This is a genomic window from Shinella sp. (genome assembly GCF_052438155.1).
GTDB lineage: Bacteria > Pseudomonadota > Alphaproteobacteria > Rhizobiales > Rhizobiaceae > Shinella.
Genome location: NZ_JBQVPI010000016.1, coordinates 15,552 through 30,106 on the forward strand (window position 1 = coordinate 15,552; position 14,555 = coordinate 30,106).

General features: G+C 62.8%; 15 protein-coding genes. 3 read left to right on the forward strand and 12 right to left on the reverse strand.

Features of this window, described 5'->3' with window-relative positions:
• Position 1: 1 nt before the first annotated feature.
• A complete protein-coding gene (gene trpB / locus ACT6VE_RS23760; protein WP_444800834.1) occupies positions 2 to 1,222 on the reverse strand; it encodes a tryptophan synthase subunit beta in 1,221 nt (406 codons plus the stop codon).
• Positions 1,219 to 1,905 carry a phosphoribosylanthranilate isomerase gene (locus ACT6VE_RS23765; protein ID WP_444800835.1) on the reverse strand — a complete coding sequence of 229 codons (687 nt, stop codon included), beginning with the start codon at positions 1,903 to 1,905 and terminating at the stop codon, positions 1,219 to 1,221. Before ACT6VE_RS23765 ends, trpB begins: the two co-directional genes overlap by 4 nt.
• 186 nt (positions 1,906 to 2,091) lie before the next feature.
• On the opposite strand from ACT6VE_RS23765, the gene ACT6VE_RS23770 reads away from it, so the two are divergent.
• A complete protein-coding gene (locus tag ACT6VE_RS23770) occupies positions 2,092 to 2,286 on the forward strand; it encodes a YqaE/Pmp3 family membrane protein (RefSeq protein WP_444800836.1) in 195 nt (64 codons plus the stop codon).
• A gap of 3 nt (positions 2,287 to 2,289) precedes the next feature.
• Here the strand turns inward: ACT6VE_RS23770 and ACT6VE_RS23775 are convergent, their stop codons facing one another.
• The 9 genes from ACT6VE_RS23775 to ACT6VE_RS23815 all read right to left on the reverse strand — a co-directional run bounded on the left by ACT6VE_RS23775 (position 2,290) and on the right by ACT6VE_RS23815 (position 11,577).
• A complete protein-coding gene (locus tag ACT6VE_RS23775) occupies positions 2,290 to 3,051 on the reverse strand; it encodes a M48 family metallopeptidase (RefSeq protein WP_444800837.1) in 762 nt (253 codons plus the stop codon).
• Between the two features lie 95 nt (positions 3,052 to 3,146).
• On the reverse strand, positions 3,147 to 3,584 hold the full coding sequence (locus ACT6VE_RS23780; RefSeq protein WP_444800838.1) for a DUF2852 domain-containing protein: 438 nt from the start codon (positions 3,582 to 3,584) through the stop codon (positions 3,147 to 3,149).
• A 128-nt stretch (positions 3,585 to 3,712) separates the two neighbouring features.
• Positions 3,713 to 5,002, reverse strand: coding sequence for a polyhydroxyalkanoate depolymerase (gene phaZ / locus ACT6VE_RS23785; RefSeq protein WP_444800839.1), 1,290 nt, complete (start codon positions 5,000 to 5,002; stop codon positions 3,713 to 3,715).
• A 179-nt stretch (positions 5,003 to 5,181) separates the two neighbouring features.
• A complete protein-coding gene (locus tag ACT6VE_RS23790) occupies positions 5,182 to 6,198 on the reverse strand; it encodes a zinc-binding alcohol dehydrogenase family protein (protein WP_444800840.1) in 1,017 nt (338 codons plus the stop codon).
• 1 nt (position 6,199) lies between these two features.
• On the reverse strand, positions 6,200 to 7,174 hold the full coding sequence (locus tag ACT6VE_RS23795) for an ABC transporter permease (RefSeq protein ID WP_444800841.1): 975 nt from the start codon (positions 7,172 to 7,174) through the stop codon (positions 6,200 to 6,202).
• A gap of 28 nt (positions 7,175 to 7,202) precedes the next feature.
• The gene (locus ACT6VE_RS23800; protein ID WP_444800842.1) at positions 7,203 to 8,756 is read right to left on the reverse strand and encodes a sugar ABC transporter ATP-binding protein; all 1,554 of its coding nucleotides are present in this window, start codon (positions 8,754 to 8,756) and stop codon (positions 7,203 to 7,205) included.
• Positions 8,757 to 8,829: 73 nt separating this feature from the next.
• Positions 8,830 to 9,816, reverse strand: a complete 987-nt coding sequence (locus ACT6VE_RS23805; protein ID WP_444800843.1) for an ABC transporter substrate-binding protein — start codon at positions 9,814 to 9,816, stop codon at positions 8,830 to 8,832.
• Between the two features lie 268 nt (positions 9,817 to 10,084).
• The gene (locus tag ACT6VE_RS23810; RefSeq protein ID WP_444800844.1) at positions 10,085 to 10,531 is read right to left on the reverse strand and encodes an RbsD/FucU family protein; all 447 of its coding nucleotides are present in this window, start codon (positions 10,529 to 10,531) and stop codon (positions 10,085 to 10,087) included.
• 26 nt (positions 10,532 to 10,557) lie between these two features.
• Positions 10,558 to 11,577 (reverse strand): aldo/keto reductase, encoded by a 1,020-nt coding sequence (locus tag ACT6VE_RS23815; protein WP_444800845.1) that lies wholly within the window; start codon positions 11,575 to 11,577, stop codon positions 10,558 to 10,560.
• Between the two features lie 193 nt (positions 11,578 to 11,770).
• Here ACT6VE_RS23815 and ACT6VE_RS23820 point away from each other — a divergent pair, with 193 nt between their 5' ends.
• Both ACT6VE_RS23820 and ACT6VE_RS23825 read left to right on the forward strand, forming a co-directional pair.
• Positions 11,771 to 12,649 (forward strand): GntR family transcriptional regulator, encoded by an 879-nt coding sequence (locus ACT6VE_RS23820; RefSeq protein ID WP_069060528.1) that lies wholly within the window; start codon positions 11,771 to 11,773, stop codon positions 12,647 to 12,649.
• Positions 12,650 to 12,659: 10 nt separating this feature from the next.
• Positions 12,660 to 13,751, forward strand: coding sequence for a mannitol dehydrogenase family protein (locus tag ACT6VE_RS23825; protein WP_444800846.1), 1,092 nt, complete (start codon positions 12,660 to 12,662; stop codon positions 13,749 to 13,751).
• Here the strand turns inward: ACT6VE_RS23825 and ACT6VE_RS23830 are convergent.
• On the reverse strand, positions 13,745 to 14,545 hold the full coding sequence (locus tag ACT6VE_RS23830) for an aldolase/citrate lyase family protein (protein ID WP_444800847.1): 801 nt from the start codon (positions 14,543 to 14,545) through the stop codon (positions 13,745 to 13,747). The two genes, ACT6VE_RS23825 and ACT6VE_RS23830, sit on opposite strands and share 7 nt — an antisense overlap.
• Between the last annotated feature and the right edge of the window lie 10 nt (positions 14,546 to 14,555).

The following is a 14,555-nucleotide window of genomic DNA, read 5'->3' on the forward strand; positions in this document are numbered from 1 at the left end:
CTTAGAGCTCCATGCCGAGGATCTTGCCGACGGTGAAGATATCCTTGTCGCCGCGTCCGGAGAGGTTCATCAGGATGATCTGGTCCTTGCCCATCTTGGGCGCGCGCTTGATGACTTCGGCGATGGCATGGCTCGGCTCGAGCGCCGGAATGATGCCCTCGAGCTTCGTCAGCAGCTGGAAGGCCTCCAGCGCTTCATCGTCCATGATCGGCACATATTCGGCGCGGCCGATCTGGTGCAGCCAGGCATGCTCCGGGCCGATGCCGGGATAGTCGAGGCCGGCGGAAATCGAATGGCCTTCCTTGATCTGGCCGTCCGCGTCCTGCAGCAGGTAGGTGCGGTTGCCATGCAGCACGCCCGGCGAACCGGCGGTCAGCGAGGCACAGTGAAGGTCGCCGTCAAGACCCTTGCCGCCGGCTTCGACGCCGACGATCTGCACGCTCTTGTCGTCGAGGAAGGGATGGAAAATGCCGATGGCGTTCGAACCGCCGCCGACGGCCGCGATCACCATGTCCGGCAGGCGACCCTCGGCGGCAAAAAGCTGCTCGCGGGCTTCCGTGCCGATGACGGCCTGGAAGTCGCGCACCATCTCCGGATAGGGATGCGGGCCTGCGGCGGTGCCGATCAGGTAATAGGTATCGTCGACATTGGTGACCCAGTCACGCAAGGCCTCGTTCATGGCGTCCTTCAGCGTGCCACTGCCCGCCGTCACCGGCTTCACCTCGGCACCGAGCAGCTTCATACGGAAAACGTTCGGTGCCTGGCGCTGGACATCCGTCGCGCCCATATAGACGACGCAGGGGAAGCCGAAGCGCGCAGCGACGGTGGCCGAGGCCACGCCATGCTGGCCGGCACCGGTTTCCGCGATGATGCGCGTCTTGCCCATGCGCTTGGCGAGCAGGATCTGACCGATGCAATTGTTGATCTTGTGCGAACCGGTGTGGTTCAGCTCCTCGCGCTTGAAATAGATTTTTGCGCCGCCGAGATGCTGCGTCAGGCGCTCTGCGAAATAGAGCGGGCTCGGCCGGCCGATATAGTGGGCGCCGAGATCCTTCAGTTCCGCCTGGAACGCAGGATCGGTCTTCGCCTTGTCCCACTCGTCCTGAAGTTCGAGGATCAGCGGCATCAGGGTTTCGGCAACGAAGCGGCCCCCGAAAATGCCGAAACGGCCGTCCTCGTCCGGACCTTCGCGGTACGAATTCAGGTTGGGTGACTGGTTCACTTGCCTCTCCCTGCGACGGCGGTTTCGCGTTCCGCTTTTCGTGCCGCTTCAAAAAACGCTTCGATCAGGCCGAGATCCTTGACGCCCGGTGCGCTTTCGACGCCGGAACTGGCATCGATGCCCGGTGCGCCGGTCAGCCGGATGGCCTCGGCGAGATTATCCTTGTTCAGCCCACCGGAAAGCATGTAATCGACGCCGTCGTCAAGCAAATGCATGAGCGTCCAGTCGAAGGACACGCCATTGCCGCCCGGAAGTTCGGAGCCGGCAGGCGGCTTGGCATCGAACAGGAACCGGTCGGCGATGCCGATATAGGGTTCGATCTTCTTCAGATCGTCCGCGTCGCGCACCGAAAAGGCCTTCATGACAGGCAGGCCATAGACCGCCTTGACGTTCAGCACGCGTTCCGGGGTCTCGCTGCCGTGCAGCTGGAGAATGTCGGGTGAAAGCTGGTCGACGATCTCGTCGAGTTCGTCATTGTCGGCATTGACCGTGACGGCGACGATCTTCACGCGGCCGCGCACGCGATCCGCCAGACGCCCGGCATCCGAGGGCTCGATGTTGCGCGGGCTTTTCGGAAAGAAGATGAAGCCGATATGCGTGGCGCCGAGCGAAACGGCCTTGTCGACGGCCTCCTCGGTCTTCAGCCCGCAGATTTTTATGTCGAGTGGCTTACTGGGTTTCATGGGGAGGGAAGTCGCACGATTTTCCCGAAGAGTCGAGCCGAAAGACGGCGGCGAATCGTCCGGAACCGGCACCCTTGCATGACCGCGGGCCGGTCCCATATGGGGTGAAGACTATTGTATTACGCAATTCCGACGGAAAACCGCGTTCCGCACTTTTCCTGGTATTGCTTTGGACCGGAGACCTCCATGCGGCTCATCATTGCCATCCTTCTGCCCTTTCTCGTATTTTTCACCATCGGGCGGCCGATTGCCGGCATTATTTGCCTCATCTTGCAGATCACGCTGATCGGCTGGCTGCCGGCCGCCATCTGGGCCGTCTACGCGCTGGGGCAGTATAATACGGACAAGAAAATCCGGGATGCACTGGGAGAACGACGCTAGGTATCAGCCGAAATCCAGGGCGTGCAGCAGACTGCCGTTGCGCTTCAGCCAGCGTTTCGCCTCTTCCGTCGTCGGGCAGAGCTGTTCGCACAGCGCCCAGAAATCCGGGCTGTGGTTCATCTCGCGAAGATGCGCCACTTCGTGGGCCGCGAGATAGTCGATCACGCCGGGCGGCGCCATGGCGATGCGCCAGGAAAAGCTGAGCGCGCCATCGGCCGAGCAAGAACCCCAGCGGCTGCGGGTATCGCGCAATGTCAGCGACTTCACTTTCTTATCGATGCGGCCGGCGTGAACGGCGACGAGCCTGTCCAGCTCCAGCCGCGCCTCCTTCTTCAGGAAGTCGCTGATGCGGCGCGGGATGCTTTCTTCCATGCCTCCGACGCGCAGCACCGCCTCGTCATCGATGATCAAGGCTTCCGTCAGACCGCGCAGCCGGCCGGTCGCTTCTATGCGGTGGGGAACGCCGCGGATCATCACATAGCCGCCATCCGCCAGTTCGTTCGTCGTGCGGAACTTTGCCAGCTTGGTCATCAGCCAGCCCTGATGACGATCGAGGAAGTCGCGGATATCGCGCTCCGGCACGCCGTTCGGCACCGTCATGCGCAGCGCCCTGCCGCCGGGCTCGATGCGCAGCGTCAAGCGCGTTGCGCGAAAATCCCGCCTTATGGTGAGCGGCAGGCGCCTGCCATTGACGTCGACCTCACGCCTTTCCGGCGGGGGCGGCGTCTTCAGTGCCTTGCGCGGCTTGCGAAGCGAGGAAAACATGCTGCCTTTCATAGCCGATTCGGCCCCGACTGAAACGCCCCAACGAAAAAACCGGCGCCTGGGCGCCGGTCCTTGGTTCATCCATCCGGGCCCGTTCAGGTCGCCGGGAAGCCCGGGATGTCACTCTGGCCGTTGGCGCGGCGTTCGCGCATAAAACGGTCGAACTCCTCCTGGTCCTTGGCGCGACGCAGTTCGCGGCTATAGGCGTCGAACTCCCCGCGCATTTCGTCGAGCTTGCGGCGTTCCTCGTCGAGGCGGGCGAGTTCGGCGTCACGCCAGTCGTCGAAAGCGACATTGCCGGTGGCGGCGCGGAAGGCGGAACGGCCGCGACCGCCGCCGAACTTGCTGCGGCAGGAGGCGAACATGCCATCGAGATTGTCGTTGGCGTCTTTCTTGAAGGATTTCAGGCGATCGCCAAAAATGATGTAGGCGAGCATGGCGAGGCCGAGCGGCCAGAACACCACGAAGCCAAGCACCATCAGGGCGATGGTCGCAGGCGTCCAGTCCGGACGGATCAGTGCTGACTGGTTCATGTGCAATCTTCCTCACGATCGGCGGAAACCACCCTGGTTTCCGGTGAATCCGATGTGGGCAGAGCACGGGTCGCGTTCAAGACAATGCCCTACAAATTCGGGCAAGTGCCTGAAAGCGACCCGAAAAATCAGGCAGCGGCGATCGACTTGCCACCCTTGATGACACGCGGCATCGGTTTCGCCTTCGCGCTCCGGGCGTGTTCGTGCATGAACGCCAAGATGCGGGGCGCGATTTCCTTGCGGAAGCGCGAGCCGTTGAAGACACCGTAGTGGCCGACATCCGGCTGCATGTAGTGCATGCGCATGTGATCCGGAATGTTGGTGCAGATGGTCTGCGCCGCCTGGGTCTGGCCGACGCCGGAAATGTCGTCGTTCTCGCCTTCGACAGTCAGGAGCGCCACATTGCGGATCGCCGTCGTATCGACGGGGCGGGCGCGGTGCATCATCTCGCCCTTCGGCAGAGCGTGTGTCATGAAGACCGTTTCGACCGTCTGGAGATAGAACTCCGCCGTCAGGTCCATGACCGCCAGATATTCGTCGTAGAAATCCCGGTGCTTTTCGGCCGCGTCGCCGTCGTTCTTCACGAGATGCGCAAAGAACTCCTTGTGGGCGACGACATGGCGATCAAGGTTCATCGACATGAAGCCGGAGAGCTGCAGGAAGCCCGGATAGACCATGCGCATGACGCCCGGCTGCGGCCACGGCACCGGCATGATGACATTGTCGCGGAACCAGTCGATCGGCTTTTCTTCCGCGAGTTTGTTGACCGCGGTCGGGTTGATGCGCGTGTCGATCGGCCCGCCCATCAGCGTCATGCTGGAAGGCGACAGCGGATCGTTGTCAGCTTCCATGACGGCAACGGCGGCCAGCACCGGCACGGCCGGCTGGCAGACGGCAATCACGTGGGTATCCGGACCCAGCGCATGCAGCATCTGGATGACGTAGTCGATGTAGTCGTCGAGATCGAAGCTACCATCGGAAAGCGGCACCATGCGCGCATCCACCCAGTCGGTGATATGCACTTCCGCATGCGGCAGCAGCGCTTCGACCGTGCCGCGCAGCAGCGTCGCATAGTGGCCGGACATCGGCGCGACGATCAGGATTTTTGGGTCCTTGCGGTGGCCGGCCGGCAGACACCGTTCGAAATGGATCAGATTGCAGAAGGGCTGTTTCCAGACGATCTTTTCGTGAACCGAAATGGTCTTGCCGTCGACAACCGTGGTGGGAAGGCCGAATTCCGGCTTGCCGTAGCGGCGGGTGGTGCGCTCGAGCACTTCGAAGCCTGCGGCCATGGTGCGGCCGAACGTGGTATGCGTCAGCGGATTGAGCGGGTTGCGGAACGCCATGCGCATCTGGTCCGCGACGACACGCCAGGGTGCCATCATCGCATGATTGAGTTCGTACAGCTGATAATACATTCGACGCGTTACCCCATTTCCCGGTGCAAGGCCCAAGCCCGCTGCACCACCGGTTTCCGCAGATGCGAAAAGACTAACATGTTTTCGCTGCGTGGCAACACGCCGCGTGCCATCCTAAGCCCGCGAACCTTTCGCGGGCATGAACGCAATTCAGCCCTTCGCCGCGTTTGCGGCCCCGTCTAGCCGGCAAAGCGCACGATGGCCTTGATAAGGCCCGCCTTTTCCGCCGCCCAGCGAGCAAGGTCGAGGGGAACGCGCTGCAGCGTGGTGCGATGGGTGACGAGCCTGTCCACCGGGATCTGCCCCGCGCGGATCGCCTCCATCACATGCTCGAAGTCCAAACGCGTTGCATTGCGACTGCCGATCAGCATCATTTCGCGCTTGTGGAACTCCGGATCGGAGAAGCGGATCTCGTCCTTCACCACGCTGACCAGCACAAGAGCGCCGCCATGGGCGACATAGGCGAAGGCGGCTTCCATCGACGCCCCGTAGCCGGTCGCATCGAACACGACATCAAAACCGTCGCCGCCGGTTGCCGCGAGCACGGCCTCCGCCACCGTCGGGCCTGCAAGAATGCCGTCGTCGAAACCGAACCGCTCCTTCGCCATGGCGAGACGCTCCCGAGACGTGTCCATGAGCGCCACGGCGTGGCCGGCGATGCGGGAGAACAGTGCGGTGCCCAGGCCGATCGGTCCGGCGCCGATCACCAGGGCGCGGGAGCCGGCCGGCGCCAGCGAGCGGCGCACGGCATGGGCGCCGATCGCCAGAAACTCCACCGTCGCGGCTGCCTCCAGGGAGAGGCCGTCAGCCGGATAAAGATTATCGGCCGGGACGAGGATTTCCTCACAGAGCGCGCCATCCGTATGCACGCCGAGAACGCGGATCGCGGTGCAGCAGTTGGGCTTGCCCTTTCGGCAGGCGATGCAGGTACCGCAGGAAATATAGGGGTTCACCACGACAGGAGCACCGACAGCAAGTGCGCTCTGGCCGGCGTCGGTGACGATGGCGGAGACTTCGTGGCCCATCACCCGGGGATAGTCGAGGAATGGGTGTTTGCCTTCGAAGATGTGGTAATCGGTGCCGCAGATGCCGACATGGCTGACGGCGACGCGCACCCAGCCGTCGGGCGGTGCGCCCGGGTTTTCACGGACAACCATCTCCAGCCGGCCGGGTTCGATGCAGACGATGGCTTTCATCTCAGCGGCTTCCGCGGCGGCGCAGCTGGTCGAAATAGACGATGACGATGATCAACAGGCCGGTGATGATGCGCTGCCAGAACGAATTGACGTTCAGGAGGTTCGCGCCATTGTTGATGGTCGCCAGGATGAAGGCGCCGAGCAGCGGGCCGTGTACCGAGCCGACCGCGCCGAACAGGCTGGTGCCGCCGATGACCGACGAGGCGATCGCCTGAAGCTCCCAGCCTTCCGCCTGCGTGGCATTGCCGATGCCGATGCGCGAGGCGAGCAGCAGGCCGACGAAGGCAGCGCATGTGGCCGAGAGGATATAGGCGAGGTAGATCGTGCGGTTGACATTGACGCCGGACAGTCGCGCCGCCTCGCTGTTCGAGCCGACCGCGAACAGATAGCGGCCGAAGCGCGAGAGATGCAGGAAGACGAAGGCCGGGATCGCCACCAGGATGACCATCCAGAACAGGCTCGGCACGCCGAGAAAATCGGTGCGGGAGAAGTTGGTAAACCCTTCGTGGTTGATCGAGATCGTCGAGCCGTTGGTGATCAAGAGGCCGATGCCGCGCAAAGAGGTCAGCGTGGCGAGCGTGATGATGAAGGGCGGCAGGCCCATGCGCACGATGCCGAACCCGTGGAAGGCGCCGATCGCGACACCCATCAGCAGCGTCAGGATGATCGACGCCCAGAGCGGCACGCCGGCCTGAAGCAGCCAGGCGACGATGACGCTGCTGAAGCCGACGATCGCGCCGACGGACAGGTCGATGCCGGCGGTGATGATCACGAAGGTCTGGCCGACCGCGAGGATCGCCGTCATCGCTCCCTGACGCAGCACGTTGCTGATGTTGCCCGGCGTCCAGAAGGCATTGGTCGACAGGCCAAGCAGCAGCCAGAGGAACAGCAGGAGCCCGAGCAGCGTCAGGCCGAGCAGGATGTTGGTGCCCCTCTTCGGCGCCGGTGCGCTTTCCGTCGTCGTGTCCACGCTCATGTTTCTTCTCCTTGTTTTCGCGCGGCGCTCAGATGCCGATGGCCTGGGTCAGGACGTCCTCATGCGAGGCCACCCGGTGGTCGTGGCTGGCGACAAGCCGGCCGCCACGGAAGACATGCAGCCGGTCGGACAATTCGTAGACTTCCGGCAGGTAGGACGAAATGAGAATGATGCCGGCGCCCTTTTTCAACAGTTCGCCGAACAGGCGGTAGATTTCCGCCTTGGTGCCGACATCGACGCCGACCGTCGGCTCGTCGAAGATGAAGAGCCGGGCGCCATGGCTCAGCCATTTGCCGATGACGATCTTCTGCTGGTTGCCGCCGGACATGGCCGACGCCAGTACGCGGCGCGACGGGGTCTTGATGCGAAGATCGCGGATCTGCCGGTCGGCATTCGCCGCTTCGTCGCCCTTGCGGATCACCAGTCCGGAACTTAGCCGCTTCAGGACCGGCAGGTTGATGTTGAGGCCGATCGGCAGGTTGAGGCAGAGGCCCTGGTCGCGGCGGCTTTCCGGCGCCAGCGCGATGCCGAGTTCCATCGCGGTGCGTTCGTTGCGGATATCGACCTTCCTGCCGTCCCAAAAAATTTCACCGGAGGAAAGCGGCTGGCGGCCATAGAGGCCGAGCGCGAACTCGCTGCGGCCGGCACCGATCAGGCCGTAAAGGCCGACGATCTCGCCCGCGCGCACCGTGAGCGAGACATCCTCGAAACCCGGACCGGACAGCCCCTTCGTCTCGACGATGACATTGCCGATCGGCACCTTTTCCTTGTGGTAGATCTGCTCGATCGTGCGGTTGATCATCAGCGCGATCAGCTCGTTCTCGTTGGTCTCGCCGATGAGGCGCGTGCCGACATGGGTGCCGTCGCGCAGCACCGAGACGCGGTCGGCAAGCTCGAACACTTCCTCCATGCGATGGCTGATATAGACGATGGTGACGCCCTGATCGCGTAGCCGGCGAATGAGCCGGAAGAGCTGGGCCGATTCCTGGCGCGTCAGATAGGCAGTCGGTTCGTCGAAGATCAGGAAGCGAATGCCGCGCATCGCGGCCTTGGCGGTCGCCACCAGCTGCTGCTGGCCGATGGTGAGATTCTGGAGGGGTGCGGCGGCCGGCAGCTGGAAACCGAGATCATCGAGCACCGCCTGTGCCGCGCGCTCCATGGCGCCCTTGCGCATCAGCCCGTAGCGATCCATCTCGTCGCCGAGGAACATGTTGGCCGCGACTGAAAGGTGCGGGCAGAGCACCACTTCCTGATGCACGGCATTGATGCCGCGGGAAATCGCCTCGGTGGGGGTCGCCAGCTGCACGGGCTTGCCGCACCAGAACACCTCGCCTGCCGTGCGGCGGATGACACCGGTCAGGAGCTTGATCAGCGTCGATTTGCCGGCGCCGTTTTCTCCGACGATGGCGTGGATTTCGCCAGCGAGGAAGGTCACCGTCGCCGGTTTCAGCGCCTCGACAAGGCCGTATTTCTTCTGAAGCCCGCGCAGTTCGAGGATCGGCGCGCCGCGCGGCACCGTTTCGGATTCGGCGAGCTTCGCCTCGTCTTCATGCCGATGGCTGAGCTCTTCAAGGCTGCTCATCGCTGTCTCCTCCCGACTGCGTGGAAAGCGTCCCGCCCGGATCATGCGGCCCGGGCGGGAGATGGTCAAACGGTCAGATTTTCGGGTTCAGGAGCGCGTCGATCTTCGGATCGGCCATGTTCTCCTTGGTCACGAGATTGGCACCGGTATCGACGAAGGCTTCCACCTTTTCGCCCTTGGAGACCGCGAGCGCCGTCTTCACGCCGTCATAGCCCATGCGATAGGGGTCCTGCACGACCAGGCCGGCAAGCACGCCTTCCTTGAGGAAGCCGACGGTCTTTTCATCGCTATCGAAGCCGATGACCTTGATCTTGTCGCCGAGCTTGTTTTCGGCGATCGCCTGGCCGACGCCCTGCGCCATGATGAGGTTGGAGGCGAAGACCCCGACGAGGTTGGGGTTGGCGGTGATGAGGTCGGTCATCATGTTGAGGCCGGTGGTGGCCTGGCCGTCCGCATATTTATCCGCAACGACCTTCAGGCCCGGATACTTCGTCTTGACCTGATCGAGGAAACCCTCGCGGCGCTGATCGAGCGAGCCGACGCCCGGCAGGCTGGTGATGATGGCGATTTCGCCCTCTTCCTTGCCGGATACTGCCTTGATCGCGGCAGCAAGACCGTCCGCGGCGATGCGCCCGCCCTGCACGTTGTCGGTGGTCAGGAACGAGGTGAAGGCCTTGGAATCCGCGCCCGAGTCGATGCCGATGATCGGAACGGACTTCGCCGCCTCATCGACCGGCTTGCCGAGCGCCTTGAATTCCGTCGGCGAAATGACGACTGCGGCCGGGCCGCCCGCGACGGCGTTTTCAAGAATGGTGATCTGGCCGTTGATATCGGATTCCGACTGCGCGCCGAGTTCCGGCACGTTGACGCCGAGATCCTTGCCGGCAGCGCGGGCGCCGGCCAGCACGATCTGCCAGTAGAAGGACGTGGTGTCCTTGACGATGATCGGGATGGTGACGTCCTGCGCGAAGGACGCAGCAGGGGCCATGGTGGCGAGGACTGCGGCACCCGCCAGCGCCGTGAAGGCGCGGCGAGACAGAAGCGATCTTACAATGCTCATCAGATTTCTCCTCTCAGATGCTTCCTGTTCCTCTTTGGATCGGGCCGCAGGAAGCGAACAACTCGATCTTTTATCGATAAAAAACATTTATGGGGCAAACTATACCGGCCTGCCATCCTTGGCAAGCAAGCAATTCTCTCTAAAAAGGCTGCATTTCCAAGCGTTCCAGTCCATTGCCCTCCGTCCTCCCAAACGGTGGCTGCCGGGTATTTGGATCATTTACGCAACTCCGGACGCAAAACCGCTGCGCACGTTTGCTGGAGTTACCCTAGACCCGGAAGACCTCATGCGGGTGCACGACACCCTTCTTCAGAATGATGTTGCCATAAAGCCGGAATTCCGTCGTCGCGACAATATAGGCCGCCTTCTTCGCCATCTCATAGAAGGCAAAGCGCTCGACCGCATGGACGGTGAAATCGCCGGCCAGTTCGCGCACCACATCCTGAAACGTCACGCAGATCTCGGGAACCGCCGTCGGATCGCCAACAACCTCCATGCGCCAGGCGGTTTGCGGCACGAACGTATCGAGCGGCATATGCGCCAGCACCGCTTCGGTGATCGACACGGCATCGACGCCGTCCGCCCGAATCACCTTGGGGCCTAGAAAACTCGACGGGAAATTCGCATCGGCGATAACGATATGGTCGCCATGGCCCATGGTCCTGATCGCGTGCAGCAGGTCCGGCCCGAGCAGCGGATGAATGCCTTTCAACATGGTTTTGCGATCCTCCCAGATCGACATTACTGCCGGACGGCCTCTTCTCCCAGTTCGGGCGCCACCAGCGTGTATGGCTCGAAAGCCGGGTAAATATCCTTTGGTACATCCATGCGCGCGAGCGCCATGTTGCGGCGCAGGCTTTCGGGCTTTGCGGTGCCGAGCAGGACGGACGCCACGGCCGGGTGTTGCAACGGGAAATGCAGGGCCGGTGCGGCAAGCGGCAGACCCTTCTCCTCAGCAATCCCCGCCATTGCGCCAACCTTGGCCATGATATTCGGCGTCGCCGGCATATAGTCGAAATGCGCGCCCCCGACCGGGCCGGTCGCAAGGATGCCGGAATTGAAGACGCCACCGACCACCAGCGACGTGCCCTTTTCCACGCAGAGCGGCAGAAGCGCGTCCACCGCCGAGCGATCGAGCAGCGTGTAGCGGCCGGCGAGTAGGATGGCGTCGAGATCGGCATGGCGCATGACATCGAGGCAGACGGGAACCTCGTTCACGCCGAGCCCGAAGGCGCTGATGACGCCCGTGGATTTCAGCTCGCCAAGCGCCTTGAGCCCGGAGTCGAGCAACTGGCGAAGGTAGACGGCATTGCGCTCGGCACCGTGCGTATAGACGCCGATATCGTGCACATAGAGAATATCGATACGGTTGAGCCCGAGCCGGGCATAGCTCAATTCGACGGAACGCATGATGCCGTCATAGCTGTAATCGTAGAGGGCATCGAAGGGCAGCGGATCGACAAAACCATAGTTCGGCACCTTGTCGTCCGGCACTGGCACCATGACACGGCCGACCTTTGTGGACAGCACATAGCTACCCTTCGGCTTCTCGCGCAGAAAGTCGCCGGTGTAACGCTCGGCGAGCCCAAAGCCGTACCAGGGCGCGGTATCGAAATAACGAAGCCCCTCGTCCCAGGCTGCATTTAGTGTGGCCATCGCGGTGTCGCGCGGGCAGGCGCGGTACAGCCCGCCAAGCGATGCCGTGCCGAAACTGAATTCGGTGACGGCAAGAGCCGTCCTCCCGATGGTCCTCGTCTTCATGCGGCCTCCCCGCCGATGTCCTCTCATCGGCGTTTTGTCTTTTATCGACAATAGACAGATCGTCGTCAATGGGTAATATGCAGGAAGGAGGAAGCGGGAGGATGACAGCGGACGGCGCGTTATGCACCGGGCGTCTGGCCATTTGCCCGGTCAGCCATTAAGGGACGCGACACCTCAGGAACCGGCGGCACCCATGGCCAAACAGAACAATGTCTTCAAGGACGCCTTCAATCGCTGCGTCAAGCTGCTGGAACAGACGGCGAGCCTGCCGTCCGAGCCGGAACTTGGCGCCACGCTCGGCGTTAGCCGCACGACCGTGCGGGCGATCCTGACCCGGCTGGAAGACGTCGGCCTGCTGACCTGGGAAAAGCGGCGCAAGATCGTGCTGAGAAAACCCGTCGCCGCCGATTATTTTCCCACCGAGGAGACGGATTCGCTTTCCGAAATCATCGAGCGCAGTTTCATGCGCCGGATTCTCGCCGGCGGTGCCGAGCCCGGCATGCAGATCAACGAGCTGGAGCTGGCCCGCGAGATCGGCATCGGCACGACCAGCGTACGCGAGTTCCTGATCCGCTTCAGCCGCTTCGGGCTCATCGAAAAGCGGCCGAACAGCCATTGGGTGCTGAAGGGGTTTACCCGCGAATTCGCGTTGGAGCTGACGGAAGTGCGCGAAATGTTCGAACTGCGCTCAGCCGCCGCGTTCGCGCGCCTGCCGGAGGATCATCCGGCCTGGCAGGAGCTCGATGCGATCGAGGCCGTGCATCACGCGATCCTCGCCGATATCGACGATCGTTACCTGGATTTCTCCGAACTCGACGAGCGTTTTCACCTCCTGGTGCACCGCGCCTCGAAGAACCGTTTCATCGTCGATTTCTACGATGTGATCGCCATCGTCTTTCACTATCACTACCAGTGGAACAAGACGAATGCCCGCCAGCGCAATGCCCGCGCGCTTGAGGAGCATCTCGCCTATATCGCCGCCCTGCGCTCGCGCGATGCGATCGAGATCGAGCTCGCCTGCCGGCAGCATCTCAAATCGGCGCGCGAAACGCTCCTGCAATCCATCAACTGAGATGACCGCCATGCCGACGCCTATCGTGCAATTCGGAACCAGCCGCTTTCTGCAGGCGCATGCGGATTTTTTCATCAGCGAGGCTTTGGAAAAGGGCGAGGCGCTCGGCCCCATCACCGTCGTCCAGACGACCGGTTCGCCCGAACGCGCGGGACGCCTCGCCGCCCTGACGGTGCCGGGCGGCTATCCCGTCATCGTGCGCGGCCGACAGGACGGCCGTGACATCGAGCGCGAACAGCGGGTGACCAGCGTCACACGCGCACTTTCGACGGTAAGCGATTGGGATGAAGTCCAGCGGGTTTTTCGCGAGGAAGCCGATGTCGTGCTGTCGAACACCGGCGACACCGGCTACGAAGTGGGGCACAACGATCGTGCCGGACCGGTTCCGGCCTCGTTTCCCGGCAAGCTTCTGGCGCTGCTCCACGACCGTTTTCAGGCAAATTCGCGCAAGCTGACCGTACTGCCCTGCGAGCTCGTATCCAGAAATGGCGACGTGCTTAAGCAACGGATCCTCGACCTCCAGGCCGACCGTTACCCGGAGTCTGAATTCCGCGAATGGCTGCAGGCCGACGTGCTCTGGGCCAACACCTTGGTCGACCGGATCGTCTCCGAACCGATCGAACCGGCCGGCGCGGTGGCGGAACCCTACGCGCTGTGGGCAATCGAAAACCAGCCAGGCCTGACCGTGCCGTGCCGGCACCCCGCCATCCACATCGTCGACGACCTGGCGCCCTATGAAAAACTGAAACTGCACATCCTCAATCTCGGCCACACCGTGCTGGCCGATTTCTGGATGAAGGAAAACCGGCCGGCGGACGAGACCGTGAAGGCGATGCTGCGTGATGCGAGCATCCGGCAACGGCTGCTTTCCATCTACGAAGCCGAGGTCATCCCCGGCTTCGCCGCGAAGGGTTTGCGCGGGGAAGCCGAAGCCTATGTCGCAGCAACAGTGGAGCGTTTCGACAATCCGTTTCTCGATCACCGCATGCGCGACATCGCCAACCACCACGCGGAAAAGCTCGTCCGCCGCCTCATCGATTTCCATGCCTGGACGCCTGATGTCCCGAAGCCGGGGCTGCTGGAAATCGCTGGCGTTCAGTAACCGCCGCCGCGCTTGTCCGACACGTCTTCGCCAAGGAAGCGGCGGCGAAGGCCGTCAACCGCCGAAACGAGGCAGTTCACGTCGGTGCCGATGGCCATGAAGTCCGCACCAAGATCGCGGTAGACCTCGGCCTGCGGCAGCGAAACGGTCATGATGCCGCGTGCCTTGCCGTGCGCCTTGGTGCGCGCGAAGATATGGGTGATCGCTGCCAGGACCTCCGGGGCGCCCGGATTACCAAGGTGGCCCATATCCGCCGCGAGATCCGATGGGCCGATGAAAATGCCATCGACACCCTCGACCGCCGCGATTTCGTCGACCGCCGCAAGGCCCGCCTTGTTTTCGACCTGCACGATCAGGCAGATCTGCTCATTGGCGGTCGTTATATAATCCGGCGTGCGGTTGAAATCGCTCGCCCGGCCGAGGCCGGCGCCGACACCGCGGATGCCATGCGGCGGGTAGCGGACGGCGCGCACCAGAGCCTCCGCCTGCGCAGCCGATTCGACCATGGGAATGAGGAAGGTCTGGGCGCCCTGATCAAGCAGCTGCTTCAGGATCCAGGCCTCGCCCATCGGCGGGCGAACCATGGCATGGGTGGCCGAATGACGCAGCGCGCCGACCTGCGCACTCATCAACGGCATGTCGTTCGGGCCATGTTCGCCATCGATCAACAACCAGTCGTAGCCGCTCGTCGAGAGAATTTCCACGGCATAGGCGCTGCCGAGGGCTGCCCAGAGCCCGAGCTGGAACCGACCGTCGCGAAGCGCGGCCTTGAAGGCATTTTTGGGTGCTGACACGATTTTCCCT

Excerpts from the sequence above, each read along its gene's own strand:
- ACT6VE_RS23765 (WP_444800835.1), bottom strand. The coding sequence starts at position 1,905 with ATGAAACCCAGTAAGCCACTCGACATAAAAATCTGCGGGCTGAAGACC.
- ACT6VE_RS23770 (WP_444800836.1), top strand. The coding sequence starts at position 2,092 with ATGCGGCTCATCATTGCCATCCTTCTGCCCTTTCTCGTATTTTTCACC.
- ACT6VE_RS23775 (WP_444800837.1), bottom strand. The coding sequence starts at position 3,051 with ATGTTTTCCTCGCTTCGCAAGCCGCGCAAGGCACTGAAGACGCCGCCC.
- ACT6VE_RS23780 (WP_444800838.1), bottom strand. The coding sequence starts at position 3,584 with ATGAACCAGTCAGCACTGATCCGTCCGGACTGGACGCCTGCGACCATC.
- phaZ (WP_444800839.1), bottom strand. The coding sequence starts at position 5,002 with ATGTATTATCAGCTGTACGAACTCAATCATGCGATGATGGCACCCTGG.
- ACT6VE_RS23790 (WP_444800840.1), bottom strand. The coding sequence starts at position 6,198 with ATGAAAGCCATCGTCTGCATCGAACCCGGCCGGCTGGAGATGGTTGTC.
- ACT6VE_RS23795 (WP_444800841.1), bottom strand. The coding sequence starts at position 7,174 with ATGAGCGTGGACACGACGACGGAAAGCGCACCGGCGCCGAAGAGGGGC.
- ACT6VE_RS23800 (WP_444800842.1), bottom strand. The coding sequence starts at position 8,756 with ATGAGCAGCCTTGAAGAGCTCAGCCATCGGCATGAAGACGAGGCGAAG.
- ACT6VE_RS23805 (WP_444800843.1), bottom strand. The coding sequence starts at position 9,816 with ATGAGCATTGTAAGATCGCTTCTGTCTCGCCGCGCCTTCACGGCGCTG.
- ACT6VE_RS23810 (WP_444800844.1), bottom strand. The coding sequence starts at position 10,531 with ATGTTGAAAGGCATTCATCCGCTGCTCGGGCCGGACCTGCTGCACGCG.
- ACT6VE_RS23815 (WP_444800845.1), bottom strand. The coding sequence starts at position 11,577 with ATGAAGACGAGGACCATCGGGAGGACGGCTCTTGCCGTCACCGAATTC.
- ACT6VE_RS23820 (WP_069060528.1), top strand. The coding sequence starts at position 11,771 with ATGGCCAAACAGAACAATGTCTTCAAGGACGCCTTCAATCGCTGCGTC.
- ACT6VE_RS23825 (WP_444800846.1), top strand. The coding sequence starts at position 12,660 with ATGCCGACGCCTATCGTGCAATTCGGAACCAGCCGCTTTCTGCAGGCG.